Origin of the sequence: Arthrobacter sp. K5 (assembly GCF_040448525.1) — a bacterium.
In the GTDB taxonomy this organism is placed as follows: Bacteria; Actinomycetota; Actinomycetes; order Actinomycetales; family Micrococcaceae; genus Arthrobacter; species Arthrobacter globiformis.
Genome location: NZ_CP159279.1, coordinates 3,209,995 through 3,231,675, shown reverse-complemented (window position 1 = coordinate 3,231,675; position 21,681 = coordinate 3,209,995). Strand labels below are relative to the sequence as shown.

24 protein-coding genes and 1 pseudogene are annotated in these 21,681 nt (G+C 60.7%); 8 read left to right on the top strand and 17 right to left on the bottom strand.

What is annotated here, in order from left to right:
• Positions 1 to 145: 145 nt before the first annotated feature.
• The 4 genes from ABRP34_RS14685 to ABRP34_RS14670 form a co-directional block, all read right to left on the bottom strand.
• Positions 146 to 274, bottom strand: a complete 129-nt coding sequence (locus ABRP34_RS14685) for a hypothetical protein (RefSeq protein ID WP_353710754.1) — start codon at positions 272 to 274, stop codon at positions 146 to 148.
• Positions 275 to 363: 89 nt separating this feature from the next.
• Positions 364 to 936, bottom strand: coding sequence for a flavin reductase family protein (locus ABRP34_RS14680; RefSeq protein ID WP_353710753.1), 573 nt, complete (start codon positions 934 to 936; stop codon positions 364 to 366).
• Positions 937 to 938: 2 nt separating this feature from the next.
• Positions 939 to 1,985 carry a methionine synthase gene (locus tag ABRP34_RS14675; protein WP_353710752.1) on the bottom strand — a complete coding sequence of 349 codons (1,047 nt, stop codon included), beginning with the start codon at positions 1,983 to 1,985 and terminating at the stop codon, positions 939 to 941.
• Positions 1,986 to 2,005: 20 nt separating this feature from the next.
• The gene (locus tag ABRP34_RS14670; protein ID WP_353710751.1) at positions 2,006 to 2,998 is read right to left on the bottom strand and encodes a DUF1852 domain-containing protein; all 993 of its coding nucleotides are present in this window, start codon (positions 2,996 to 2,998) and stop codon (positions 2,006 to 2,008) included.
• A 122-nt stretch (positions 2,999 to 3,120) separates the two neighbouring features.
• Here ABRP34_RS14670 and ABRP34_RS14665 point away from each other — a divergent pair, with 122 nt between their 5' ends.
• The gene (locus ABRP34_RS14665) at positions 3,121 to 4,062 is read left to right on the top strand and encodes a LysR family transcriptional regulator (protein ID WP_353710750.1); all 942 of its coding nucleotides are present in this window, start codon (positions 3,121 to 3,123) and stop codon (positions 4,060 to 4,062) included.
• A gap of 462 nt (positions 4,063 to 4,524) precedes the next feature.
• Here ABRP34_RS14665 and ABRP34_RS14660 read toward each other — a convergent pair whose 3' ends face one another.
• From ABRP34_RS14660 to ABRP34_RS14615, 10 genes are all read right to left on the bottom strand, one after another.
• Positions 4,525 to 4,671, bottom strand: a complete 147-nt coding sequence (locus ABRP34_RS14660; RefSeq protein WP_353710749.1) for a hypothetical protein — start codon at positions 4,669 to 4,671, stop codon at positions 4,525 to 4,527.
• Positions 4,672 to 4,940: 269 nt separating this feature from the next.
• Positions 4,941 to 6,119, bottom strand: coding sequence for a Fis family transcriptional regulator (locus tag ABRP34_RS14655; protein WP_353710748.1), 1,179 nt, complete (start codon positions 6,117 to 6,119; stop codon positions 4,941 to 4,943).
• Positions 6,120 to 6,409: 290 nt separating this feature from the next.
• Positions 6,410 to 6,760, bottom strand: a complete 351-nt coding sequence (locus ABRP34_RS14650; RefSeq protein ID WP_353710747.1) for a helix-turn-helix transcriptional regulator — start codon at positions 6,758 to 6,760, stop codon at positions 6,410 to 6,412.
• Entirely contained in the window at positions 6,753 to 7,877 is a 1,125-nt protein-coding gene (locus ABRP34_RS14645; protein ID WP_353710746.1) for a tyrosine-type recombinase/integrase, read from the bottom strand. Before ABRP34_RS14645 ends, ABRP34_RS14650 begins: the two co-directional genes overlap by 8 nt.
• 750 nt (positions 7,878 to 8,627) lie before the next feature.
• The gene (locus tag ABRP34_RS14640) at positions 8,628 to 9,002 is read right to left on the bottom strand and encodes a hypothetical protein (RefSeq protein WP_353710745.1); all 375 of its coding nucleotides are present in this window, start codon (positions 9,000 to 9,002) and stop codon (positions 8,628 to 8,630) included.
• 32 nt (positions 9,003 to 9,034) lie between these two features.
• Positions 9,035 to 9,352, bottom strand: coding sequence for a hypothetical protein (locus tag ABRP34_RS14635; RefSeq protein WP_353710744.1), 318 nt, complete (start codon positions 9,350 to 9,352; stop codon positions 9,035 to 9,037).
• 66 nt (positions 9,353 to 9,418) lie between these two features.
• Positions 9,419 to 9,829 carry a hypothetical protein gene (locus ABRP34_RS14630; protein ID WP_353710743.1) on the bottom strand — a complete coding sequence of 137 codons (411 nt, stop codon included), beginning with the start codon at positions 9,827 to 9,829 and terminating at the stop codon, positions 9,419 to 9,421.
• Complete coding sequence (locus ABRP34_RS14625; RefSeq protein ID WP_353710742.1) at positions 9,826 to 10,452, bottom strand: DUF433 domain-containing protein; 627 nt, start codon at positions 10,450 to 10,452, stop codon at positions 9,826 to 9,828. The genes ABRP34_RS14630 and ABRP34_RS14625 overlap by 4 nt, the downstream gene beginning before the upstream one ends.
• Before the next feature lie 481 nt (positions 10,453 to 10,933).
• The gene (locus ABRP34_RS14620) at positions 10,934 to 11,881 is read right to left on the bottom strand and encodes a hypothetical protein (RefSeq protein ID WP_353710741.1); all 948 of its coding nucleotides are present in this window, start codon (positions 11,879 to 11,881) and stop codon (positions 10,934 to 10,936) included.
• Positions 11,882 to 12,062: 181 nt separating this feature from the next.
• On the bottom strand, positions 12,063 to 12,623 hold the full coding sequence (locus ABRP34_RS14615; protein ID WP_353710740.1) for a GAF domain-containing protein: 561 nt from the start codon (positions 12,621 to 12,623) through the stop codon (positions 12,063 to 12,065).
• Positions 12,624 to 12,843: 220 nt separating this feature from the next.
• Here ABRP34_RS14615 and ABRP34_RS14610 point away from each other — a divergent pair, with 220 nt between their 5' ends.
• The 4 genes and pseudogenes from ABRP34_RS14610 to ABRP34_RS14595 all read left to right on the top strand — a co-directional run bounded on the left by ABRP34_RS14610 (position 12,844) and on the right by ABRP34_RS14595 (position 16,058).
• On the top strand, positions 12,844 to 13,686 hold the full coding sequence (locus ABRP34_RS14610; RefSeq protein WP_353710739.1) for a GAF domain-containing protein: 843 nt from the start codon (positions 12,844 to 12,846) through the stop codon (positions 13,684 to 13,686).
• A 92-nt stretch (positions 13,687 to 13,778) separates the two neighbouring features.
• Positions 13,779 to 14,150, top strand: a pseudogene (locus tag ABRP34_RS14605) (recombinase family protein); the annotation flags it as partial.
• Positions 14,151 to 14,522: 372 nt separating this feature from the next.
• Positions 14,523 to 15,092: a hypothetical protein gene (locus tag ABRP34_RS14600; protein WP_353710738.1), complete on the top strand. Its 570-nt coding sequence runs from the start codon at positions 14,523 to 14,525 to the stop codon at positions 15,090 to 15,092.
• A 207-nt stretch (positions 15,093 to 15,299) separates the two neighbouring features.
• A complete protein-coding gene (locus ABRP34_RS14595; RefSeq protein ID WP_353710737.1) occupies positions 15,300 to 16,058 on the top strand; it encodes a hypothetical protein in 759 nt (252 codons plus the stop codon).
• A gap of 536 nt (positions 16,059 to 16,594) precedes the next feature.
• Here ABRP34_RS14595 and ABRP34_RS14590 read toward each other — a convergent pair.
• Together ABRP34_RS14590 and istA are read right to left on the bottom strand one after the other, a co-directional pair.
• Positions 16,595 to 17,341, bottom strand: coding sequence for an ATP-binding protein (locus ABRP34_RS14590; protein WP_353710736.1), 747 nt, complete (start codon positions 17,339 to 17,341; stop codon positions 16,595 to 16,597).
• Positions 17,338 to 18,900, bottom strand: a complete 1,563-nt coding sequence (gene istA, locus ABRP34_RS14585) for an IS21 family transposase (RefSeq protein ID WP_353710735.1) — start codon at positions 18,898 to 18,900, stop codon at positions 17,338 to 17,340. The genes ABRP34_RS14590 and istA overlap by 4 nt, the downstream gene beginning before the upstream one ends.
• A gap of 210 nt (positions 18,901 to 19,110) precedes the next feature.
• Here istA and ABRP34_RS14580 point away from each other — a divergent pair, with 210 nt between their 5' ends.
• Positions 19,111 to 19,554 carry a GNAT family N-acetyltransferase gene (locus tag ABRP34_RS14580; protein WP_353710734.1) on the top strand — a complete coding sequence of 148 codons (444 nt, stop codon included), beginning with the start codon at positions 19,111 to 19,113 and terminating at the stop codon, positions 19,552 to 19,554.
• Between the two features lie 506 nt (positions 19,555 to 20,060).
• Here the strand turns inward: ABRP34_RS14580 and ABRP34_RS14575 are convergent.
• Positions 20,061 to 20,615: a TetR/AcrR family transcriptional regulator gene (locus ABRP34_RS14575; RefSeq protein ID WP_353710733.1), complete on the bottom strand. Its 555-nt coding sequence runs from the start codon at positions 20,613 to 20,615 to the stop codon at positions 20,061 to 20,063.
• Between the two features lie 259 nt (positions 20,616 to 20,874).
• On the opposite strand from ABRP34_RS14575, the gene trxA reads away from it, so the two are divergent.
• Positions 20,875 to 21,213, top strand: a complete 339-nt coding sequence (gene trxA, locus ABRP34_RS14570) for a thioredoxin (RefSeq protein ID WP_353710732.1) — start codon at positions 20,875 to 20,877, stop codon at positions 21,211 to 21,213.
• A gap of 78 nt (positions 21,214 to 21,291) precedes the next feature.
• On the top strand, positions 21,292 to 21,669 hold the full coding sequence (locus tag ABRP34_RS14565; protein ID WP_353710731.1) for a carboxymuconolactone decarboxylase family protein: 378 nt from the start codon (positions 21,292 to 21,294) through the stop codon (positions 21,667 to 21,669).
• The last annotated feature ends 12 nt before the right edge of the window (positions 21,670 to 21,681 follow it).

Below are 21,681 nucleotides of genomic sequence, written 5' to 3'. Positions count from 1 at the left end.
TGAGGGGTGGTCTCTATGACCACCCCTCGGACATGCTTGTTGGTGGCTTTAGATGGACTGGCTGGCAACTACGGCGATGCCGTCGCTCCCGGGATCTGCGCCGGCGGCTAGGGCGCCATCGTAGCGTCGACGTGCAATCATGGAATCACCGACAAGGTCGTCCTGGGCCCTTGCCGTTCAGGATCGTGAACGTTGTCTCGTCCAACTGGACAAGGGTGTCATCGCCAATCAGGCCCTCGGCAAGGATGTGGTCGTTGGCCGTCTGTGCGTCCATGCCGCCAACCACGAAGGGCGGACGGCGGGAGTTATGCTTCCGCCGTCGTGAGCCCTCCGGCTTCCTGCCTCGCATTGTTGGCGCGGCGCTCAGCCTTCAAGCTTGGAATGCTCGCCCAGACGGTGCCATGAACGGTTGTGGTAGACCAGAGCGTCGCCGGGTTTGCCCGCTTGGGCGTCACGCATCACGCGGGACTCCAGGGCGTGAACGGCGATGATTGTGGAGGTCCCGACCTCCATGCGATTGATGACGGCGCACCGCACCCAGGCGCGGACATCGTCATACACCGCTTCGCCGGTTGCAAGGGCCGACCAGCGGTGCGTCTGGTCAAAGCGGTCGGCGCCGGGGGTCGCTCCAAACTTCGCCAAATCGACGTCGTGCGCGTCCAGCAGGTGCACGACGACGGTTTCGGCGCGCGAAAGCATCTCGGACGCAGAGGACAGTGCCGAGACCGAGAAAATCAGCAACGGAGGTTCCGCACTCACTGACACGACCGACGATACCGTCAGTGCCACCGGTCCTTCGCCGGCATCCGCTGTGATGACGGCGACACCTCCTGGGTGGCCACGGAACAGTGCCTTGAATTCGTCGGCCGAGAGGGAGGACGGGAAGCTTTGCTTCGGAGCCTCGAGCCAAGTGTCTGGGGGGTAGGCGTGAAACATCGTTATGACACCGTGGGGGCGGAGCGGGCGAGTTCCTCGCGAATGATGTTCGTCCCTGCGCTGAGAGCACTCAGCTTGGCCAGTGCGACGTCCCGGGGGAAGGGTGCCATGCCGCAGTTGGAGCTGGCGATGAGCTTGTCCGCATCGACGAACTGCAGGGCCTTGCGGAGGGTGTTGGCGACGTCCTCCGGGGTCTCGATGGTCTCGCTTGCGACGTCGATTGCCCCGAGCATGACTTTCTTGCCGCGGAGGAGCTCGATGAGGTCCATGGGCACGTGGGAGTTCTGGGATTCCAGCGAGATGATGTCGATGCTGGAGCTCTGAAGCAGCGGGAACGTTTCCTCGTACTGCCGCCACTGCGAGCCGAGCGTCGCCTTCCAGTCAGTATTCGCCTTGATCCCGTAGCCGTAGCAGATATGCACGGCGGTCTCCGCACGCAGTCCTTCTGCCGCTCTCTCAAGCGCAGCCACGCCCCAGTCCTTGACCTCGTCGAGGAAGACATTGAACGCGGGCTCGTCGAACTGGATGATATCCACGCCGGCCGCCTCCAGTTCTTTCGCCTCCTGGTTCAGGATCGTGGCGAACTCCCAGGCCAGCTTCTCGCGGCTCTTGTAGTGGTCATCGTAGAGCGTGTCCACCATGGTCATTGGGCCGGGAAGAGTCCATTTGATCGGCCGGTCGGTGGTTGCGCGAAGGAACTTTGCGTCTTCGACGAATACCGGCTTCTCGCGGCGCACCGCTCCGACGACGGTCGGCACGCTGGCGTCGTAGCGATCGCGGATGCGCACGGTCTTGCGCTGTTCAAAGTCGACCCCGCTGAGATGCTCGATGAAGGTCGTGACGAAGTGCTGGCGGGTTTGCTCGCCGTCGCTGACGATGTCGATGCCGCGTCGGCTCTGCTCGTGGATGGCAATGCGCAGCGCATCCTGCTTGGCCTCGAGCAGCGCATCTCCCTCCAGCTTCCACGGGGACCAAAGAGTCTCCGGCTGTGCGAGCCACGATGGTTTCGGCAGGCTTCCGACAACGGTGGTGGGCAATAGTGTGTTCATGATTGACGATTCTCCGTGGGTCAGTTGACGAGAGCGGGGTATTTGGCGGTCCACTGGTCCAACAGGTCCTTGTGGGGCGTGATGAAGTGCTCCTCCGTGTACTTCGCCTGCGTGATCGCGAGCTGACTGCGCTCGACGCGGTCGTAAGCGATCTGGGTCCGCGAGTAATCCTGCTCTCCCAGGCTCGGCTGGTAGACGGCGGCGGCGGCGGAGTTCGCGTTGTAAATCTCCGGGCGGTAGATCTTCTGGAACGTCTCCATGGTGCTGATCGTGCCGATGAGCTGCAGGTTGGAGTAGTCGTTGAGCAGGTCGCCGCGGAAATAGAAGGCGAGCGGCGCAACGCTGCCGCGTGGCATGAAGAAACGAACCTGCAGCCCCATCTTTGCGAAATACGCGTCCGTCAGCGAGAACTCGTCCTGCTGGTACTCGACGCCCAGGACCGGGTGACGGTTCTCGGTTCGCCGGTACGTCTTGCTCGTGGAGACGCTGATGCACACCACTGGCGGCTGCGGGAAGCGTTCCTGGCATGCCGGGGAATCGAGGAATTGCTGGAACAGTTTGCCGTGAAGATCGCCGAAGTCCTCGGGAACGGTGGGCTTGCCTGACTCCGCTGCTGCCGCTGGCAGTACGACGCTGAAGTCGAAGTCACGGACGTAGGAGGAGAAGTTGTTCCCCACGATCCCTATGTGGCGGACCCCGTTCAGCTGGTCGACGATCTGGATGTCGAGAACCTCGAACAGCGGGAACTGCTGATCCGTACCTTCCGCAGTGAACTCTATCTGCACGGAGACGATCTCAAGCTCAAGCGTATAGCGGTCCCGGTCCGGGTTGTCCCAGTCTGCGAGATCGTTGAAGCGGCGCCGCACCATGGTCAGGGCGTTGCGGAGGTTCTCCTGGCGGTGCTCGCCCCGTGCGAGGTTGGCGAAATTCGTCGTGATCCGGGAGCCTTCCGACGGGGAGTAGTCCTCGTCGAAGCGGGTCGTGGTGATGCTGAAGGTGAAGTCGTCTGCCATGCGCTGCCAATCCGTTGATGATGGGCCGGAGACGGCCTTTCAGAAGGGGATGTACCCATGTTGCAACCTTCCAGGGATATCGAGTAACTAGGCGTTGCTATGCATTCATATAGGCTTTCCCTATGCCACAGCTTTCGAGCGGACTAACCCTGCAGCAGCTCCGCTACTTCATAGAAGTTGCAGCTGAGGGGTCGATCTCGGCGGCTGCCGATCTTCTCTACGTGGCGCAGCCGACAATGTCCGCAGCGATGAAGGACCTTGAGGCCCGCGTGGGCCGTGCGCTCCTGGTTCGCTCCGCCCGCGGGGTCACCCTCACCGCCGACGGGGCAGAGTTCCTCGGCTATGCGAGGCAGGTCGTCGAGCAGTTCGCTCTCCTCGAGCAGCGCTACCTTGGTAGGCCACCGACGCGACGTCTGCTCGGGGTGTCAACGCAGCACTACTCGTTCGCGGTGGACGCCTTCGTCCGGATGGTCAAGACCACTGAGGTGGCCGAATACGAGTTCTCGCTCCGTGAGTCCCGCACCTGGGACATCATCGAGGATGTCCGGACGCTCCGCAGCGAGATAGGCATCCTCTACCGGAACGATTTCAACCGGAAGATCATCGACAAGCTGCTCCGGGAATCCGGGCTCGCGTTCACTCCGCTTTTCCTCGCCGATCCGCACATTTTCATTTCCCGGAACAACCCGCTCGCCTCAAAAGAGCGTGCGACTCTCGCCGATCTCGCCGGCTTGCCGCGGCTAACCTTCGATCAAGGTGCGAACAACTCTTTTTACTTCGCCGAGGAGATTCTCTCCACCATGTCCAGTAAGCAGGAGATCCGGGTCTCTGACCGTGCGACGATCTTCAACCTCATGATCGGGCTCCACGGCTACACGATCTCGACGGGCATCATCAGCGGGCAGCTCGACCCGGAGATCGTCGCCATCCCGCTCGACGTTGACGAACGCATCGAGATCGGCTGGATCGGTCACGCCGCGATTCCGCTTACCCACCAAGCGCAGCGCTACCTCAGGGAATTGCGGGCCGTCGTCGCTGAGTTCGGCCTAGCGCTACTCGACTGACTGCAGTTGAGCGGGCGGGTCTTTACCCTTTCGGTGATTGGACGTGTTTGTTGCAGCCGAGCGGGTTGCTGGTGCCGTATATGCCCGTCGCCGTCGTTGGCATGACCGGGGCGGACGCCAGCGAGGAAACCGGCCTGTTCCAGGTAGTGGCGATCCAGCCAGGGACATCCAGGCTGGGTTTGTAAGGCCGCGGTGCCGTCCTGGCCGCCACCTGTGGAGGCCATTGAGCCGCAAACCGATGGTGGCGACGTACCGGCTCGCGGGCGGGAGAAGGTTAAGTGGCTCACGCATTTGGGGGTGTAGTCAGGACCTGACTCCGCCGGCTTCGAGTAGTGACGGGCCATGTAGTTGGCAAGCTTCTGGAAGCCGAGGGCAGAGCCGCGGAGGAGTTCGAGCCTGGGCGCTCGAACCCAGCATAAGAATGGCCGCAGCCATTGTTCCCAAACGTTTGACCGATGAAGCTCAGGAAAACGCCATTGAGAGGGCATGACCTTGCGGATGGCCCAAACCCTGGCCGAGTTCGGTCCCGGATTTGCTTTCGTCGGTCGGCAGTACCCGTTGGATGTCGATGGCGACGAGTTCTGCATTGATCAGAGACTCCTCAACCACATTTGCCGCCAGCCTGAGTGCTTGAAAATTGGACGTAGCGATCAGAGATGCTGACCAAAGATCACCCCAGACAGCGACCCACCCGGTGACGTCTTCGATCGAAATGTTCAGCTACAAAACGCTTTGACTCTGGTCACGAGACGGCAGTTCTCGTAGCTACTTCTACTCTTGTGATTTAACTGGCATGCACGGGTATTCGTGGGCCGGGAGTAGGTGTCGCTCTGCAGTGGGTTGGTCCGATTAGCGGAGTGTCTCTGAACTGATCAGTCTCATCTGCTTGTAACAGCGCCGCGCACGGCTGAGATGTACTGGGCGTAGGCGGCTGCTGAGTCGGTAGCGTGGCGTTCGATGGTTGTAGGGGAGTAGCCGAGGGTGTCGGCGATGATGGCCACGGGTGCAAGTTTGGTGAGCTCGTGGAGAGTTCCGAGTCGCGCGGCTCGGGTGCTGAATAGCTTGCTGAGGCGTGTTGTGAGGTGTCCTGGGTGGATGTGCCGGCCGGGTGAGGTTCCGCGGAATACCCAGTTGGTGTTCGGGTGCGAGGCGGTTAGGTTGTGGCCGGGGTTTGCGGCGAGTTCCCGCCAGGGCGCATCTAAGGGCTCAGGCAGTGCGATCTGGATCGTTCCCAGCTGGATGGTGACCAGTTCTTCGGTGACGGTCACGTCATCCCAGGTTAGGCGCGCTATGTTTTCGGCCTGTTGCCCGAAGACAAGAACGAGGATCGCGGCGGCCTGATCTCGTCCTTCAATTTGTCCACCGGCCTGGAACACGCGGTTGAGTGCTTCATCCTGTCCTGACTTGTCGAGTTTGGGGCTCGTTCCACGACGATGCGGGATGATAGCCAGTCCTGCAGGAGCGGCCTTGGCCTTGATGGCCCATTTCAGAAAATGTTCAGCAATCCGCCTGGTGGTAGGTCCTTCTGCCTGCCATAGGTCGAGACGAGCCTGGGTCAGCCCGGCAAGGCTGGTGCCGTGGCCGGTGAGCCAGTTGAGCAGATCGATGGCGACTGTCACTTGCTGCTTGGCACGCAGGAAAGTGCCGCGGGTGACTTCGTCCATCTGGTTCATCCGGCGTAGGTGATGCCAGCGGATGTAGCGGCGGATGATGTCACGGTCCTCAGGGTTGCTGACCCGGTCTAAGGCCTGTGCTGACCAGTTCTCGTAACGCGTGCGGAGTTCATCGCGGCGGGGCAGCACCCCGTGTTCGGTGAGGAGGCCGCGGACGTATTCGCGGGTCCGCGAGTCGGGCAATCCATCGAAGCTTTCATGCGTGATTTCTGGCGTGACGGCGAGGTTTCGAAGGAAAGCGGTGACGTGCTTTTGCTGGATCCAGGTGATGCCGCTGTTGGCGCGTTTCATCGACTTCAATGCTGCAGCAAGCGGAATCAATTCGGGCGCCATGACTCCCCGCGACGGGTCCGTGAGCAGGCCATCAACAACGGTGGCCAACACACAGCTCCAGCAACGGCCGCCGCTGTGGAGTTCGTCTTCTGCTCCGCAGCTCTCGCAGTCGACGTTGAGTCGGATGCCTGAGCATCGACGGCAGGCAGGTTGGTCATCGATAATTCCGGGCAGGACGCCTTCGTGGCCGCAGGCGCAGGTGCCACGAGTGCGTTTGGCTTGCTGGTAGCAGTAGCCGCAGACTCCGCCATCGGGCCATCGAGCGACGGTTTGGTGGTGCTGGCCGCAGCGGCCGCAGGGGACCGGCCAGCGGATGGGGTCCTCTGCTTTGCGTGGCCTACTCACCCGTCTTCGGGAGCAACGAGTCGGACGCGTCGTGCGACCGGGTTGCCTGGTTGGATGCCGAGGTCTTCGCTGCGCTTGGGGGCGTTGGCTGTCGCTGCGGCGCGCATTTCCACGAATGGTTCGAACAAGTCGTTGGGTGTGCAGTCCAGGATGTCGCAGAGCGCGGCGAATGTCCTGGCCGGAATGCGCTCCGGCGTGGAGGTGACCAGCCTGTAAACCTGACTCTCGGAGAGATTGATGCCACGGGATTTCAGGAGCGGCATCAATTCGGTGGTCTTCCACAGGTTCTGTTTTGCCATCAAGGCTCGCAGGTTCCAGCGGTAGCCAATCCGGCGCTGTTCAGGCATCTGGGTCCTCCAAGTTCGCGATGCGACGTGCAATCATCTGCTGCACGGTTTTCTGCTTGAAGTCCGACGATACCGAGGTGTAGAGCCCGGTGGTCGAGGCGTAGGAGTGGCCAACCTGAGTCTGCACGAAGGCCGCGTCGTAACCGGCTTCGATCAGGTGGGTCACGTAGGAATGCCTGAGGCAATGCAGGCCCAGCTCTTGGGGCAGGCCGACGGCATCCCGTGCAGCGGCGAACGCATCCCCGAACGAGCCCAGGGACATCCGGGCGCCACGCTCACTCGGCCAAAGCGCCGAGGACCTTTCTGCGGTCGGGAACTGCTGCCGCAATCCACCGGATGTCCATGTCTTGAGCTGGTCCACGACCCAGTCGAACTCCGGCACGGTCAACACGGTGCGCCGTCTGGGTCCTGAGCCCGCGGTGCCCTTGGCAAACCGAACCTGGACTGCCCCGAACCGGCCGTAGTCGCTGACGTGAGGGTTCGGGCCGAAGTCCTCCAGGTCCAGCATGGTCATTTCACGCCGGCGAAGCCCGTAGGCATAACAGACCTTGAACGCCACCGAGTCACGGAACAGGGGCAGCCAGCGCTTACTGCCGGCGGCGTATTCCCGGTCGACGAGGTCATCGATGTAGTCGAATAACCGCTGCAGCTCCGCCTTGGTGAACGAGCGCTTCTTCGCCGGGACGGCATCATCGGTGGTGTGCCGTGGCATGTTCCACTCGAAGCAGATCTGGCTTGGAATATCACCGAAAGTCCGTTCGCAGAACTCGCCCCACCCATAGCCCGGATGGGTCAGGTAGGAGCAGAACATCGCCACAGCGTTGCTGTACGAACGCAAGGTCTTCAGGCTGATCGGCTTCTCGCCAGAACGCAGATCGCCCAGGAAGTCTTCGATGTCGGCCGGGCCCCATTGCCACGGAAATTCACCCGTGAAGCCCTGAAAACGCTCCAGCAACTGGCAACGCTTCTTGATGGTCTCGGTCGTGAGGCCGCGCGCCAACATCTGCGCCCGCCAGCCATCGAGCATGGCAGTAAAAACCCGTTCATCAGCCCGGAACAGCCCAATGTCCGGATCGACCAGCATCCGCGGGACGAAACCCGGAATGGCACCGCTCATTGCAACCCCTAAACCATGGAAACATGCATTAGATGCAGGAAACCTATAGCGGCAAGGGATCCGCGGGCAAATTCAGCCGTGTCGACAGAACGGTTAGGTCCGTCGGAAAGCCTGCCTGACCTGCGGAAACACCCCGCTTCCTCCAAGCACGGGAGTACTCGCAGCTACTTCTACTCCCGTGGTTTGAATGCCGATAACCGGTGTTACGTCAAGTAAGTAGGCTGATGGTTGCATACGCATGCTAATTCTACTCTACTCCCCTCACTGCCGTGGTGGCCGACGGAGCCATTTGCAGCGGCACTAACGTCGGCGTTCTTTGGCTTCATTGGGGCGGCCACGATGACCTTGGCTTTGACTCCGTCGCACCTCGTGCGACGGAGTCAAATAACGGGACCGAGTTAGTCATCTACTTCGCCCTCAGAAACGGCGAGCGACGGGTCCCTGCCACTAAGGAACGCCGTCACCTTGATCGTCTCCGCTACCATCAGCTCGACCTGGTCGTCCCCGGCCCTCACCGCAGGATCCGAGTCATCACTCCCCCAGCCGGACGGAACGCCGGACGGTGGGCGTCCGCCCCTCCCTGAGCACAAGTCAGGCCGAAGGGTTACTCCATACGACGTTACCCCCCCAGGGCCGTCAACCGGCGTTTCAGCTCGAAGCCAAACATGATCAAAGCCCAGATGTCGTATGAACCGAAAATGGCACCATCAATATCCCCGCCGGGGCCAAGAATTCGCTGAAGAATAGACGTTATCTCTTGAGATTCGCTTTCAGCCGAGATGCGCTGTTCCAGTCTGGAAGCAAGGTCTGCCAAATACGGATTTGCCCGGCATTCTCGAAGACGTTCATCAGTGCAGCGAGTATGACGCTGTGGGCCGATCGTTTTGTGTACGGCGCGAGGACGGACACCCACTCCCGACGGATGCTCCAATAACCGTGCTTCCTAGAGTCGTATGGCTGCGGCTGTCCCGCCACCTTCACCGAAACCCATATATTGACTTGGCGCAGCTGGGGCTCCTCCGCGAAGACATAGTTGACCACCTCCCAGAAGTCCACTAAGTAGACGACTTGGTCATAAGGCTCGAGCCGGTGCGGCAGGTCGTCGGCTGCCGTGGTGCTGCCCAACGTGTCGCTTAGCTGCCTGATTGCTATCGGCCTCATGCCCATAGCGAATCGGAATTCGCCGCCCCCTCTACCCTGATATCTAGCTTGGTGACGGTGGCCGCCGTTCTTCCGGGGTTTTCGATGACGATCTTGGACAGCTCGACGCCCGTTGGGTCGTAGTTTAGAAGATCTAAGCCCCAAGTTCCTTTGTCATTGGAGATAAGAGCACGCGCAGGGTTCAACAACGCAGCATTCATCTCCACTACAACCTGCCCTGCGGACCTCCTGAAAAGGACGACGGTAACCACGATATTCACGACAGTAAGAAGCAATGCGGCCAATGCCATGACGAATGAGAGGGAGGGGTCCATGTAATCGCCTAGTCTTCCACTGCCCCAGGCGCTCGAGTTGATTCAGCGTCCATCTCCCTGGTCCTGCTAGACAGGCTCAATATCTGGCCCCCGCTTGGCTCTATGGGCAGCGGGCTTCAGCCTGTATATATGTGGCAGCTCAGCGTCGCTTTCAAAAAAGTACGGTAGCCCTGAAATCACCATGCCGGCAACTGCGCCCAGTCCATGCAACCCTGGCTCGTTTAACTGGGGAACGCCAATCCAATGAAGGCCAGCAGACCGCAGGCCCGAACGCTCATCAGAATTGCTTAGCTGGTTAGCGTCTTGGGTGATTATGGCATCGAAGTCCCGCTCTGATAGGGATTCGAAGAGCTCTACATCCTCTACGCCTGTCAGAGTTTCTTGCCCAGGGTGCCGGAAAACGTGCTTTCGGAAAAGCTTTGTGAGCGGCTCAACTAGAGCGCGATAAGGCAGATTTTCGTCGATGTAGATTTTCAACGGGTTTGCCGCCGCTGTTGGACCGAAAAATCAAAGTCGGCGGCGTCCAGCGCGGCCTCGGCCGAGACTTCCGGGTAATAGTATTGCGTCTCTTCGGGCTGTACAGAGCCATCACTGAGAAGAAGTGCGACCGTGTCGTACCTCAGTCGAGTCCCTGCGATGGTCGGCCATCCCCCCATGCGCTTTTCGCGTACTTCTATGTTTTGACGGGGACGGCGGAAGTCCACAACATCTTGGCCTTGAAGATTGGTGAAAGGGGCGAAGACGTCCGCCATGGACAGGAGAACCGTCTGACCTCGCCTCTTTACGAGGTCAACCATGTCCTTGCCTTCATCGTCCACCAAGAAGACCGTTTTTGAGTCCGTCACCAGTTGATAGCTGGACGGATGGTCAGTGAGGTCGTAGTCCTGCAGAGTACTCAGGGCCGTGCGGATTCTCTGAAGCGGAAGCTCCCGACGAAGACGAACAAACGTCCGGAGGGCGACGATATCGCGGAATGAATATAGAGCCTTTGGCTTTGAGGCTACTTCTGGTGCCAGGAGCGCTGGCGCGGATCGCCAGTGGCTCAGCTGCGACATGGAGGCACCAGTAAGAACTGACGCCAACTCGGACGGGAACGTCATTGAAGCCACCAGCCTTTCATGTGAGTGCTTCCCGGACATTCCGGCGCGACGGATGAAGCCCCCGTTACTCCGATCTAATGTAACAGCCGGTGCCGATAAAATTACGACGGCATTCCTATACAAGTCTTGGGAAAGCATAAGACTCTAAGTCCGCGTGTATTGGAAGGCCCGAGCTTTCCATCGTGAGCCCGCAGAACACGAGCATCCGGGGTGAAGAAGGTAACGACATCAACGGTTGCGGGCATCGTCTCCAAGAAGGCGCAGTCGAAACCTGGGAAGCTGAGGACGTTCTAGCCCTGTGGCGCTACTGCCGGAAAGTAGGGCGCCACAAGGCGGCCTTCTCTGTCGGCCCCGTAGGAACTACAGGTCGACGAAATCCCCAATATCGGCTCTTTAAGACAGGCGGGGAAGTGCCTCCGGAAGCGGCCGTTTTCCAGCATCTTGTGATGGCGTTTACCCAAGGGTTGGGGCTGCGCGGCGTTTAGCCGCCAGCCCCGGAACTGAAAATCGCGTTCGAAATGCCGTTACCGACTATGCCGAGGACAACCGCGGCGACCGCCGAACCGATGAAGCCCAGTAGCGCCTTCCCGCGAGAGCGTCCCCCGGAATGGACGACTTCAAAGGCAGGCACGTATTTCTTCGTCCAGTCCACAGCCGCCCCGGCACCAAAAAACGAAATCACGAGGAACGCCACGTAGACGATCGAGATCAACGGTTCGTCAAACTTACCCGACGCGGTCGTCCGTCGGGCGATCTCGTCGAAGATGAAGTACACCAAGGACCCGATGGCGACCAGGTACAACGGAAACAGAACGTAGGCGGACCTCAGTATCCTCCACGCTGGGACGTGGCGGTTCGCCTCAGCTTCGATTTCGGATGCAGCCGACAACGCCCAGGTTGCATCCTTTGAAGACACCCTGACGTAAAGCCCGCTATCGCGTCCGGCTCTTGCAGTAATCGTGTAACCGAGGAGATAGCCCGAAGGGGCAGTAATCTCCAACTCTTGGATGTGCCGCCCATCCAGGTACTCGCTCAGTTCATCGGCAGTTCCGGTGACCTTGCGGCGATCATCATCCTTCACGGTGAGGGACAGATCAATAAGCCCGATCCGCCGCGCCTTAGCCTCCGCAGTCTCTATGGCAGCGAGCCGGCTTTCAAGCTCCGCCTTTACCTTCGCGATCTCCTCGTCGTAGTGGGCCGGCTGGCCCTTCTCTGCCGCCATCTTGGCTTTAATCTCGAGGGCCTTCAAGCGGTCGCTTGGGTATTGCGCCATGTTCCGAGGATGCTCGGTCTCTCGTTCAACGTGCGCGGGGACTAGTGGCTCCACTGCCTTTTCCATGAGCCGGAGGAGGCGCCTGAAATCGGCATCGGTGCCGACCCAGATCGGCCATTGTTTGGTTTTCGTAACGCTCTCGTCGAGTGATGGCATAGGAAAAAGCTTATCTAGGCGTTCCGACATTGAACGTTTGCGGTGGCGGCGGCAATAGCTGAAGTAGTTTCGGCAACGTGACCGAGTTTCAGTGGGCAACTTCGGGCGCCAGCCGAGTGGGAGCACTTCCAAGGCAACCTCCCCAATCCACCAGGCCGCCGGCTTACCTTCGCAGCAGTAACTACCTCGGCGTTTTCCCGCGGCGGTAAACTTCGGCGAGTTGGTCCGCGCCCGCGATCCGGATAGCCAAACGCAGGATGCGGCTTGCCATGTCAGCAAACGCTTCCGCGTCAGCGATGGCGTCGCGGGTGAACGCTCCAGTGACAGGAGCGAGGAAGTTCAGGACTGCGCCGGCCTGATCGCCCAGCGTGAGCGGGACCCCCATCGCGCTGCGGCACCCCGCCTGGAGAAGACTCTCGCTGTAGCGGGGCCAGCAGGGGTCGGCGGAGGCGTCGCTCAAGACGACGGAGTGCCCCACTTTGAGCGCCTCCACGCAAGGTCCTTCCCCCAGTGCCTGTTCAATCCTGTCCAACAGCACGGCATCGTCGCTGCTGCCGGCAATGGTGGCACTGCGCCTGCGTCGGCGAAGGGTCACCGCGCACTCGATTCGCTCCCCCGTGGACCTGCTCAGCGCGCGTGCGGCGAACCCTGCCACGCCGTCCAAGACTCCTTTCAGGTCCTCGGACCCGGCGATCATATCGTGCAGCCGGTCGAAGTCTCCGTGCTGGCCGTGCTCCATCATCCCCCAAATCTAGAAGCACCACCCCGGCTAGACAACAAGTCGCCCGGGCCCCAGTGCCTGCATTCCTCCCATCCAGCGCCCGGGCATGGAGCGAGGGGAACCAACCATGATCAGCACTGAGGACCGGCACGCCCGCGCCGGCAGCGTGCCGGCCTGTCGCAGGCTGAGGCACTCGCCCTTCCTATCAGGGTGCGGTAACGTAGAAGTAGTAAGTAAGCTGATGAAATTGGTTTTGAAGTCTATGCCGGAGCTTAGCCTCCGATCGGAGTTACCCCCCGTGGAAGACTGGACACAGCGGAATCAAATTCTCGCCGCCCTGACCCGCCTCGATCTACGGGCCGGGGACCTCTGGCCGGCGTACTTTGGGCAGGGCGGAAACTGTTCCGAGGTGGAGATCGATGCGTACCTGAATGGCGCGCTGAGCCTGCCGGCCATGGATCAGGACCTCCTTGCATGCGCCGTCAACGATGTGTCAGAAGCTGCCGGTGGGCCAGCGCTCGTTCCCTCTTCTTGGGATTCGGCTACGCCGGTGACGCCAGGACTTCCTGGTCATCCTGCAGCGGACCTGGGGGCCGCAGGGCGATTCCTTCTTCCCCCAGAGGGCGCCGAGGCCGAGCGCCTGTCAGCGCTGCTGAAGACAGGGCTGCTGGACAGCAGCCCTGAGCAACGATTTGACCGGATAGTCCGTGACGTTCGCAAGTTCTTTAGTGTCAGCATCACCGCGGTTTCCCTGATCGCCGATGACAGGCAGTTCACCAAGTCGATCGTGGGAGCCGCGGCGCACGACGTACCCAGGGATGTGGCCTTCTGCAATGAGACGGTCAGAACCAATGCCCTTTTGGTTGTTCCGGACGCGCGAGCGGATGGCAGGTTCTCCGCCAATCCCTTTGTTCTGGGCGAACCCCACATCCGCTTCTACGCTGGGTTCCCCTTGCACGGACGCCTTGGCTGGAACATCGGAGCCCTCGACGTGATCGACCAGAAGCCGCGAGATTTCAGCACCCAGGACCAGCGGAAGCTGCGCGGGTTCGCCCGCAGAATCCAACAGGAGATCGACGCCTGAACAGTGCAACTTAGCATCGCCCTCGGCCTACGCGCCGACGGCCTCGCGCACCCGACGTTCATGTCAGCACGGTGGACCAGAACGAGAAACGCCAACTCGAGGGCAACCTCGATGACCTGCGTGAAGAGGTCCAGACTCTCACCCGTAAGGGCGTGCGCGTGGAGTTCGTCAAGGAACACCTGCTCTTCACAGGGGAGGACTCCCCCATGGCCAGCCAATCTCATGCTCTCTGTCATGGGAGCCTTCGCCGAGTTCGAACGCTCCCTGATCAGGGAACGGCAGCGGAGGCGTTGCTCTGGCCAAGCAGCGCGGGGCCTACCACGGGCGGAAGAAGACCCTCGCCCCGGAAACCGGCCGCCTAACTGGTCCAGCGGGCCGCCAGCGGCGTCCCTAAATCCGTCCTTGCCGGCGACTACGGGGTCCGAATAATCTCACCGCGTCTGAGCATGGGCTTTCCCGCTTAATGGTCAGACTTGAGCCTCTGGCAGCCTGCGCCCTGAAGCTGGGGCACTGATACTGCGACGGCACCCAACCTACCCGTTGGCGCCCGCGCCTTTGGGTGACGAAATCTCCATTATCGGATTTCAAGGCACGGGAGTAGGAGTCCTCTCGCACATCACAGGAGTCGCGTGCGCCTGCAGGTCGGGATGCCTCTAGCGTGAACGCTCCGAGGGGACTTGTGGGCAGGGCACGCCAGTGCGGATCCAACAGATTCAACAGAAGACCACGGCACGTCACTTGCTGGGGCTAAGCATTGCTCATGTCGGGAGTAACAGTTCAGTGACCGTCGGTGCGTGCTTCTTTGGAAAAACGCAGCTTGACGGACGATAGCCATCATGGATTTGTCTTGGTTGCCATTAATCGCGTCAATACTGGGCACAACGAGTGTCTCAGCCGTAGTAACGGCGCTACTCGTTCCACGGACAGAAGCTCGGAAGCTGCACAAAGAGATCGAAGATCTCAAAAGTACACTGCAGGGTGCTGCGCCGGAATCGACTGTTGAACTACAGCAGGCCCTGGAAGCGACCGGCTTCCGCTTAGCCTCCCTGAGTCTCGTGCGTTACAAGACCATCGTTGGCCTGATCGCGGGCGGTATAGGGGTACTTATTCTGGCTATAGCAGGAGGAGCCATGGCGACCGTTGCCGGAGCGGCGACCGGCGTTCAGGATCATATTTCTGCGTCTTTCCGCATGGACCCGTTTGGCTCTTGGGCCATAGCCGCTGGGGTCCTGCTCTGGGCGATAGCGGTAGGGATTGGTTTCGGTTTCTTCCGAGCCATGTTGCTCAAATCAGCACGCACTAAATACGTGAAGGTCCATCTCGACCGAATTAGGTCCGGGCAGGCCCCTGCGCCCGTGCGTGAAGCAGATTTTAAGGGAGCGAACTGGCTGTTCGATATTGGGTAGATGACAGATCGGTTTTCGGTCCGCCAAGTGAAGAAAGCCGATGCTTCATTCCGTTCCGCGCAGGCGTTGTCTCCGCCTCGGCGAAGAACCAAAAGTGCCTCCCCAGAGTCCTTTCATGTACTCTCACCCAGTGACAAAAAGTCTGCCATCCGTGGCAGGGTGCACCAACGCATGATGAGTTGGAGAAAGTCTGGACAAGGAGCGCCTGTGAAGCGGACTGATGATCAATACGAGGACATCGAACCCGAGACCGAGCCCTTGTCAGAACAGTTCGGCACGGGCGAAGGAGGAAAGATTTTCCTCGCCGCCGTCGGTGCAGCGCTTGGGGCGGCAGCCCCAGAAATGAGCGTTCCAATCGCGACCGGGGTGGCAGCACTTGATGGGTTGCGCGAAAAAGTCCACAAGCAGCAAAAGCGACGCCACGGCACGGTTCTCCACGCGGCCTCCGAGAAGACAAGAACCAGCCCCGAAGACGTGGTCCGTCGAATCACCGAAAATGATACATATGCGCTTTTAGCTGCGGAAGCCCTCGACGCCGCCGGCCGCACCAGGCTCGACAGCAAGGTTGCTAGTTTGGGGCGCTCTCTCGGGACGCTGCTACGAGATGACGCGCTCGTAGATAAGGAAAGCATCTGGATCAGAATTCTTTCTGTCATCGAGTCACCCCATGTTCGAGTTCTGAAGTATTTCGTCACCGGCAAGAAGTTGGGAAAAGGCCTAACTCACTGGACGCCCGGGACAGAGGTATCTGTGCGGACTGTCAGTGAAGGCCTCGGGCTGGAGGACGCAGTGCTCCCTTTGGTCCAGGACCTATTGCGCTGCGGGTTGCTAATGGTCCCCGGAGGCATCGATGGCGGCAACGCAGAAAGTGTGTACACCCCCGACGCTCTAAATGAGGTGCTGATGGCTACACAGCTTGGGGCGGAACTCTTCGAGCGGCTGGAGCTTGCAGCCGAGGAATCTTGAATGAGGTGGCCACTTGGCATCCCCTCCCCTCCTCAGCATGCGGGAGCGGTGCCAGATCTAACTACGTCGGGGGACTTTGCCTGAACCGACAGGTTAACGAAATCTCGGTTATCGGCGTTAAACAACGAGGTAGAAGTAGCTGCGAGAACTCCCGGCCCTTCACGTATTGGACGTTTTCGCAGGTGTGAGCGGGTGTGTCCTTGCGCCCGAATCGAGTGAGGTTGTTCCGATTTGCCCGCGTTGAGCGCGGAAGCTATTGGTTTCCTGCATCTAATGCATGTTTCCCTGGTGCCTAGGGCATTTTTCCGAGCCGCCAAAGCTGTAAAAATCACGTAACGTCGGTACACGTTGGCTTCGTTCTCCTATCAAGGGGCGCTCCCTGACGAGAGTCTCGTTGCACCCGGCAAAGCTGGGAGTGCAATCTGAGTATTTGAAGGTTTGGAAGCCACGCGATATTGCCTTTGGGGGCCATTGATATTGCCGGTGGGGGCCAGTGTCCGTGGTTGTGGGGGCCGCCGGCTCCCACCGGCGTTTTCTCATTGCGTCATGGTGGCGTGTTCACGCATGTTGTGGTTGCCGGTATCGACCCAGATCGTGTTGTGCACGATGCGGTCCATGATCGCATCGGCGTGGACCCCGGAGCCGAGCCGCTGATGCCAGTCCTTTTTGGCGTATTGCGTGGAGAACACGGTCGAAGCTGTGTCGTACCTGCGCTCGAGCAGCTCCAGCAGCATGCTGCGCATGCCCTCGTTGGGGTGGTCGAGAAGCCATTCGTCGATCACCAGCAGGGTGAAGGCCGCGTACTTCTTTAGGAACTTCGTGGCGCCCAGAGGCTTGTCCTTCGCCAGCGCCCAGGGCTCTTCCAGATCGGGCATGCGGACGTAGTGGGCCCGGATGCGGTGCTGGCAGGCCTGTTTGGCCAGAGCGCACCCCAGGTAGGACTTCCCGGATCCGGTGAATCCCTGAAAGACGACGTTCTGCTGCCGTTCGATGAACGAGCACGTGCCGAGCTGGGCGATCAGGTTCCGGTCCAGGCCGCGTTCGTCGATGAGGTCGAGCCGGCGCAGGTCTGCGCCTGGGTAGCGTAGTCCGGCCCGCCGGATCAGTCCCTCGACCTTGGCATGGTTGAACCCGGAATGTGCTTCGTCGACGATCAGTCGGAGCCGTTCCTCGAAGGCCATTCCAAGCACGAGCGTCTCGTCCTGGGCTTCGAGCGCCTCCAGCATCGGGGCGGCGCCCATTTCACGGAGCTTGCGCTTGGTTTCGGTATCGATTCGGCTCATTTGGCACCGCCTGCGTAGTACTCGGCGCCGCGCACGTAGCCGCCGTGTTCGACTGGTTCATCCCATGGTGGCCTGAGACCGGCGGCTTTGTCCTGCTCCGTGGCCAGGATCGGATGCAGATGCGCAAACCGCGGGGACCTCACGTGGCCTGCCAACGCCAGCCGGCAGGCCGCCTCGACCCGTTCGGCCGAGTAGCGCCGGGAAAGCCGCAACACTGCCAGTGCCGCGTCCAGGCCCTGCTCGTCGACCGGGACGGACTCGAAGATCCGGTTGACCACCGTAACAGCTGCCGGGCCGATCCGTCCGGCCCACTCCCGCACCCTGAAAGGGTCCCACTGCCGGTACTGCTCGCCGGCGGGCAGGTCCGCATCGTTGGTGCGGTACTCGTTGGCCGCGCTCTCGGGCAGCAGCAGGTGGCTGGTTAGCCGTTCGGTGCCCCGGTAAGCCTGAAGCACCTGATCCGTGATCCGCAGGTCAACCGTGGTGCCAATATTGGCAAAGGGCACCGAGTAGTAGTTCCTCGCCCAGACAACGTGCCCGTTCCGGCCCACCCGGCGCCCGTAGACCCACCTGCTGATCTCGTAGGCGGCTGCCGGCAATCCTGTCAGTAGCGGCTGCTCTTCGGCTGCGAACACGCTGGCCCTGGACCCTGGCCGCTTCTGGAACGGCTCCGCGTTATACGCAGCTACCCGGTCGATGATGGCGGCCCGAAGCTCCGGTAACGAGGTAAATTGTCGCTGGCGCAGCCCGGCAATGATCCAGGTAGCCACGTGGGCGACCGTGTTTTCCACGCTGGCCTTGTCCTTCGGCGCTCTGACACGTCCGGGCAGGACCGCCGCTGAATAGTGCGCCGCCATCTCGCGGTAAGCGTCATTGAGCACGACTTCGCCCTCACGGGGATGCTTGATGACGCCGGTCTTCAGGTTGTCCGGCACGATCCGTGGCACCGAACCGGTGAAAGCTTCGAACATGGCCACGTGGGCCCGCAGCCAGCTGTCCTGCTTCATGTCCAGAGTGGGCTCGACGAACGCGTACCGGCTGAAAGGCAGGCATGCCACAAACAAGTAAACGGTCCGGGGCTTGCCCGTGACCGGGTCGGTCAGTTGCATCGTCGGCCCTGACCAGTCGACCTCGACCGTCTGCGCTGCCTTGTGCCCGACCCGGGATGCCACACCCGTGACCAATACATGCCGCTGGTAGGTCCTGCAGAACCGGTCATAACCCATCATCGGCTCACCGGAAGCAGCGCATGAGTCGGCGTACTCGCCATGCAGCAGCTTCAGCGTCACCCCGACCCGGGCCATCTCCCGGTGCACCTGGTCCCAATCCGGCTGCGCGAACACGCTTTGATGCTCACCGCGCCCGGGAAACAGCCGGGCATAGACCTCGCCCTCCGAGCTGTCGGCGATATCGTCCCACACTACACCGGCCGCGTCGGCAGCCTCCAGCACCGCCGTGATGCTCTTTCGGGACATTCCCTGCGATGCCGCGATCGCTCGCCCGGACAGGCCCTCGGCCCGCAACTGCAGCACGAGCTTCGCTCTGATCTTCCGTACCATTACTGATTACTCCTTCCGCCGTGCGCCCTATACACACGACGGAAGGAGCCTAAATCGGGGTGGCCCCCAAGCACGCCACTACCGACGCCCAAGACGGCTACGGCGCGCTCTGCCCGCTGGCCCCCAAACACACGACGGATGGACCCCAACAGCGCGAATATTCATGCAATCGCCCACACGGCGGATACAAATTCAGGAGCATAATTTCGGATGACGTGCAATGACACCCTGCATGCGGAAGTAGTAAGTTTCGATGACCCACGGGCCGCTCACCTGCGGGATGCCTTGAGCACCGAACTCCTGGCTCGTTATGCCACGGACGAGTTCCCTCACCTTTCGCCGGCCGCCCGGTCAGCCCTGGCTGTACCGCCCGAGGAATTCATTGCCACCGTCCTGGTGCTCACTGAAGACGGAACAGCTATGGGCCACGCGGCGCTCAGACGCCTCGGTGGTGAATTTGAGGTCAAGCGCGTCATCGTTCTGCCAGAGGCCCGGGGAAAGGGCGCTGCGTCGATACTGATGTCTGCTCTGAGAAGCTGGCAATCAAAGGGGCGCCAAGCGGCTTATCCTCCAGACTGGGAACAAGCAGCCAGAAGCCGTGGCTCTATACCGGAAACTCGGGTACACGCCGATTCCTGTCTACTCGCCCTATGACACCGCGATCCCGTTCTCGGGCTGCTTCGCAAAGTCACTCACCCTGAACTAGTTCGCGCAGAAAGTCAGCCCTTCCGGGCAGAAGCAGGTGGCTCACACATGATCTTTGACCACCAACCGCGGGGTGAGGTTGTTGGCCTGGTTCAGCTCGCTCTATTGCCGGCCGAGCGCCCCATCCATTCTTTGATGCTCTGCTTTCGAACACTTCGTTCGGGAGTCCGCGCGGCTTCGGCTGAGGTGAATTTCGCGAACCCACGTTCGGTGATATTCCGATACCGGTAAGGTGCCCGCGCAGCTACTCCCGGCCCACAAATACCCGCGCATGCCAGTTCGCCGTGCTGTTCTTTGATTAGAGAAAAGTGCAGCTATTGCACGAAGCGGATACGTGAGCTCACGGGCCATTGACTTCAAATCCGTCACGGACTTAGCAACGATCCCAGGTAGCTCCGACGGCTGAAAGCCCGCATTCCCCGGCAGGGTGTTGGGCGACAAGTGCCTTGGCTACGTTACGGCCTCGGTACCACCTGTGAAGCGAGGGTTGCGGCGGAGATGAGTTCCTCCCGTGGGGCCCCGGAGGCCGCTTCAACGCTCAGACCATAAACCGCGGCCATAACGTAGCGCGCCAGGGCCGAGCAGTCGGTACCGGCTGGCAAATCGCCCTCTGCGAGAGCCTTTTCGAACCGATCCAGCACAGTTTGCCGCATCTGCTCGCGTGCGGCGGTGAGGAGATCGACGATTTCATGGTGCGGCTCTCCGGAAGCAAGCCCAGCTTGGACTGTCATGCAGCCGAAGGGCCGACCCGGGGCAGTGAACACTTCCGCTCTTCCCGTCAGGAGGTGCAGCACCGCCTCGTGCGCAGTGGGCTGCGCCATCGCTTCCTTCAGTTGGACGCTGCGTTCGCACATGTACCGGTCCAGGGTCTTCTCGAACAGGTCCCGCTTACTGCCAAATGCGGCGTAAAGGCTCGGCGGGTTGATGCCCAGGGCCTTTGTCAGATCAGCGACGGATGTGCCTTCGTATCCCTGGCGCCAAAACAACTCCATGGCCGTCTGCAAGGCCACCTGATCATCAAATCCGCGCCTCCGGCCTCCCGGCATGTCATGCCCTCCTGGTCTCAGCAAACTCTGTCATTTGCTTTTTCTGTAGTAACCACTACAGTATAACTCAGAAGTTCTTTAGTGATCACTACAGAAACCTTGGTAGATCCAGTCTCCGGAGCTCGTCCGCCCAGCGACGCATGACCTAATCCCCAGAGCGGCTGATGCCAAACCTGGGCCAAAACCCCACATGCCCTAACCAACAAAAATGAAAGAGGAGCCCATGTCTGCACGATCAACAACCACTTCCGCATTCCAAGCCGATGTCCTCCAGAACGACCTGCCGGTCCTGGTGGATTTCTGGGCGCCGTGGTGCCCGCCGTGCCGTGCCGTCGGGCCCGTACTCGATGAGCTGGCCCAGGAGCAGGCCGGGAAAGTCGAGGTCGTCAAAGTGAACGTCGACGAGAATCCAGAGCTCGCGCAGCAGTATGGCGTCACCTCAATTCCCGCTTTCCGGGTGTTCAACAACGGTGACGTCGTCGGTTCGTTCCTTGGTGCCATGCCAAAGGAAGCATTCGAAGACCGGCTTGCCCCCTACCTGGGCGCAGCAGCCCGCAACTGATGCCTCTGCAGCCCCGGTAGCCAAGACCGGGGCTGCACCTTCCACCCGCAATGCACCTCCTGCACGAAGGAAAAAACTATGGGCTACCACGAGCACACAGACCACCGTTACCTCCGCAACCTCAGGAACGCTGCCCCTGACGCTGTGAAATCGTTCCTGGCATTCGATCAGGAAGTGCTGAACGGCGCCGGCAAGGTCATCTCGCGCAAGAACACCGAACTCATGGCCGTCGCCGTGGCCCTCACCACACAGTGTGCGTACTGCATTGAAGCGCACGTCAAGGCCGCCAAGGCCGAAGGTGCCACCGAAGAGGAACTTGCAGAAACCGTCATGATCGCTTCATTACTGCGGGCGGGCGGCAGTTTCGCCCATGGCTTCATGGCAATGAAGTTCTTCGAAGGTGCACCGGATGCCGCGGCAGCAGCACACACGCACGCTGCGGCTGGAGTTTCCTAGGCTCCGCCGAAT

Excerpts from the sequence above, each read along its gene's own strand:
- ABRP34_RS14680 (WP_353710753.1), bottom strand. The coding sequence starts at position 936 with ATGTTTCACGCCTACCCCCCAGACACTTGGCTCGAGGCTCCGAAGCAA.
- trxA (WP_353710732.1), top strand. The coding sequence starts at position 20,875 with ATGTCTGCACGATCAACAACCACTTCCGCATTCCAAGCCGATGTCCTC.
- ABRP34_RS14685 (WP_353710754.1), bottom strand. The coding sequence starts at position 274 with ATGGACGCACAGACGGCCAACGACCACATCCTTGCCGAGGGCCTGATT.
- ABRP34_RS14620 (WP_353710741.1), bottom strand. The coding sequence starts at position 11,881 with ATGCCATCACTCGACGAGAGCGTTACGAAAACCAAACAATGGCCGATC.
- ABRP34_RS14650 (WP_353710747.1), bottom strand. The coding sequence starts at position 6,760 with ATGCCTGAACAGCGCCGGATTGGCTACCGCTGGAACCTGCGAGCCTTG.
- ABRP34_RS14590 (WP_353710736.1), bottom strand. The coding sequence starts at position 17,341 with ATGAGCCGAATCGATACCGAAACCAAGCGCAAGCTCCGTGAAATGGGC.
- ABRP34_RS14665 (WP_353710750.1), top strand. The coding sequence starts at position 3,121 with ATGCCACAGCTTTCGAGCGGACTAACCCTGCAGCAGCTCCGCTACTTC.
- ABRP34_RS14635 (WP_353710744.1), bottom strand. The coding sequence starts at position 9,352 with ATGGACCCCTCCCTCTCATTCGTCATGGCATTGGCCGCATTGCTTCTT.
- ABRP34_RS14610 (WP_353710739.1), top strand. The coding sequence starts at position 12,844 with ATGAAATTGGTTTTGAAGTCTATGCCGGAGCTTAGCCTCCGATCGGAG.
- ABRP34_RS14670 (WP_353710751.1), bottom strand. The coding sequence starts at position 2,998 with ATGGCAGACGACTTCACCTTCAGCATCACCACGACCCGCTTCGACGAG.
- ABRP34_RS14645 (WP_353710746.1), bottom strand. The coding sequence starts at position 7,877 with ATGAGCGGTGCCATTCCGGGTTTCGTCCCGCGGATGCTGGTCGATCCG.
- ABRP34_RS14565 (WP_353710731.1), top strand. The coding sequence starts at position 21,292 with ATGGGCTACCACGAGCACACAGACCACCGTTACCTCCGCAACCTCAGG.
- istA (WP_353710735.1), bottom strand. The coding sequence starts at position 18,900 with ATGGTACGGAAGATCAGAGCGAAGCTCGTGCTGCAGTTGCGGGCCGAG.
- ABRP34_RS14625 (WP_353710742.1), bottom strand. The coding sequence starts at position 10,452 with ATGACGTTCCCGTCCGAGTTGGCGTCAGTTCTTACTGGTGCCTCCATG.
- ABRP34_RS14580 (WP_353710734.1), top strand. The coding sequence starts at position 19,111 with ATGACGTGCAATGACACCCTGCATGCGGAAGTAGTAAGTTTCGATGAC.
- ABRP34_RS14600 (WP_353710738.1), top strand. The coding sequence starts at position 14,523 with ATGGATTTGTCTTGGTTGCCATTAATCGCGTCAATACTGGGCACAACG.
- ABRP34_RS14675 (WP_353710752.1), bottom strand. The coding sequence starts at position 1,985 with ATGAACACACTATTGCCCACCACCGTTGTCGGAAGCCTGCCGAAACCA.
- ABRP34_RS14615 (WP_353710740.1), bottom strand. The coding sequence starts at position 12,623 with ATGATGGAGCACGGCCAGCACGGAGACTTCGACCGGCTGCACGATATG.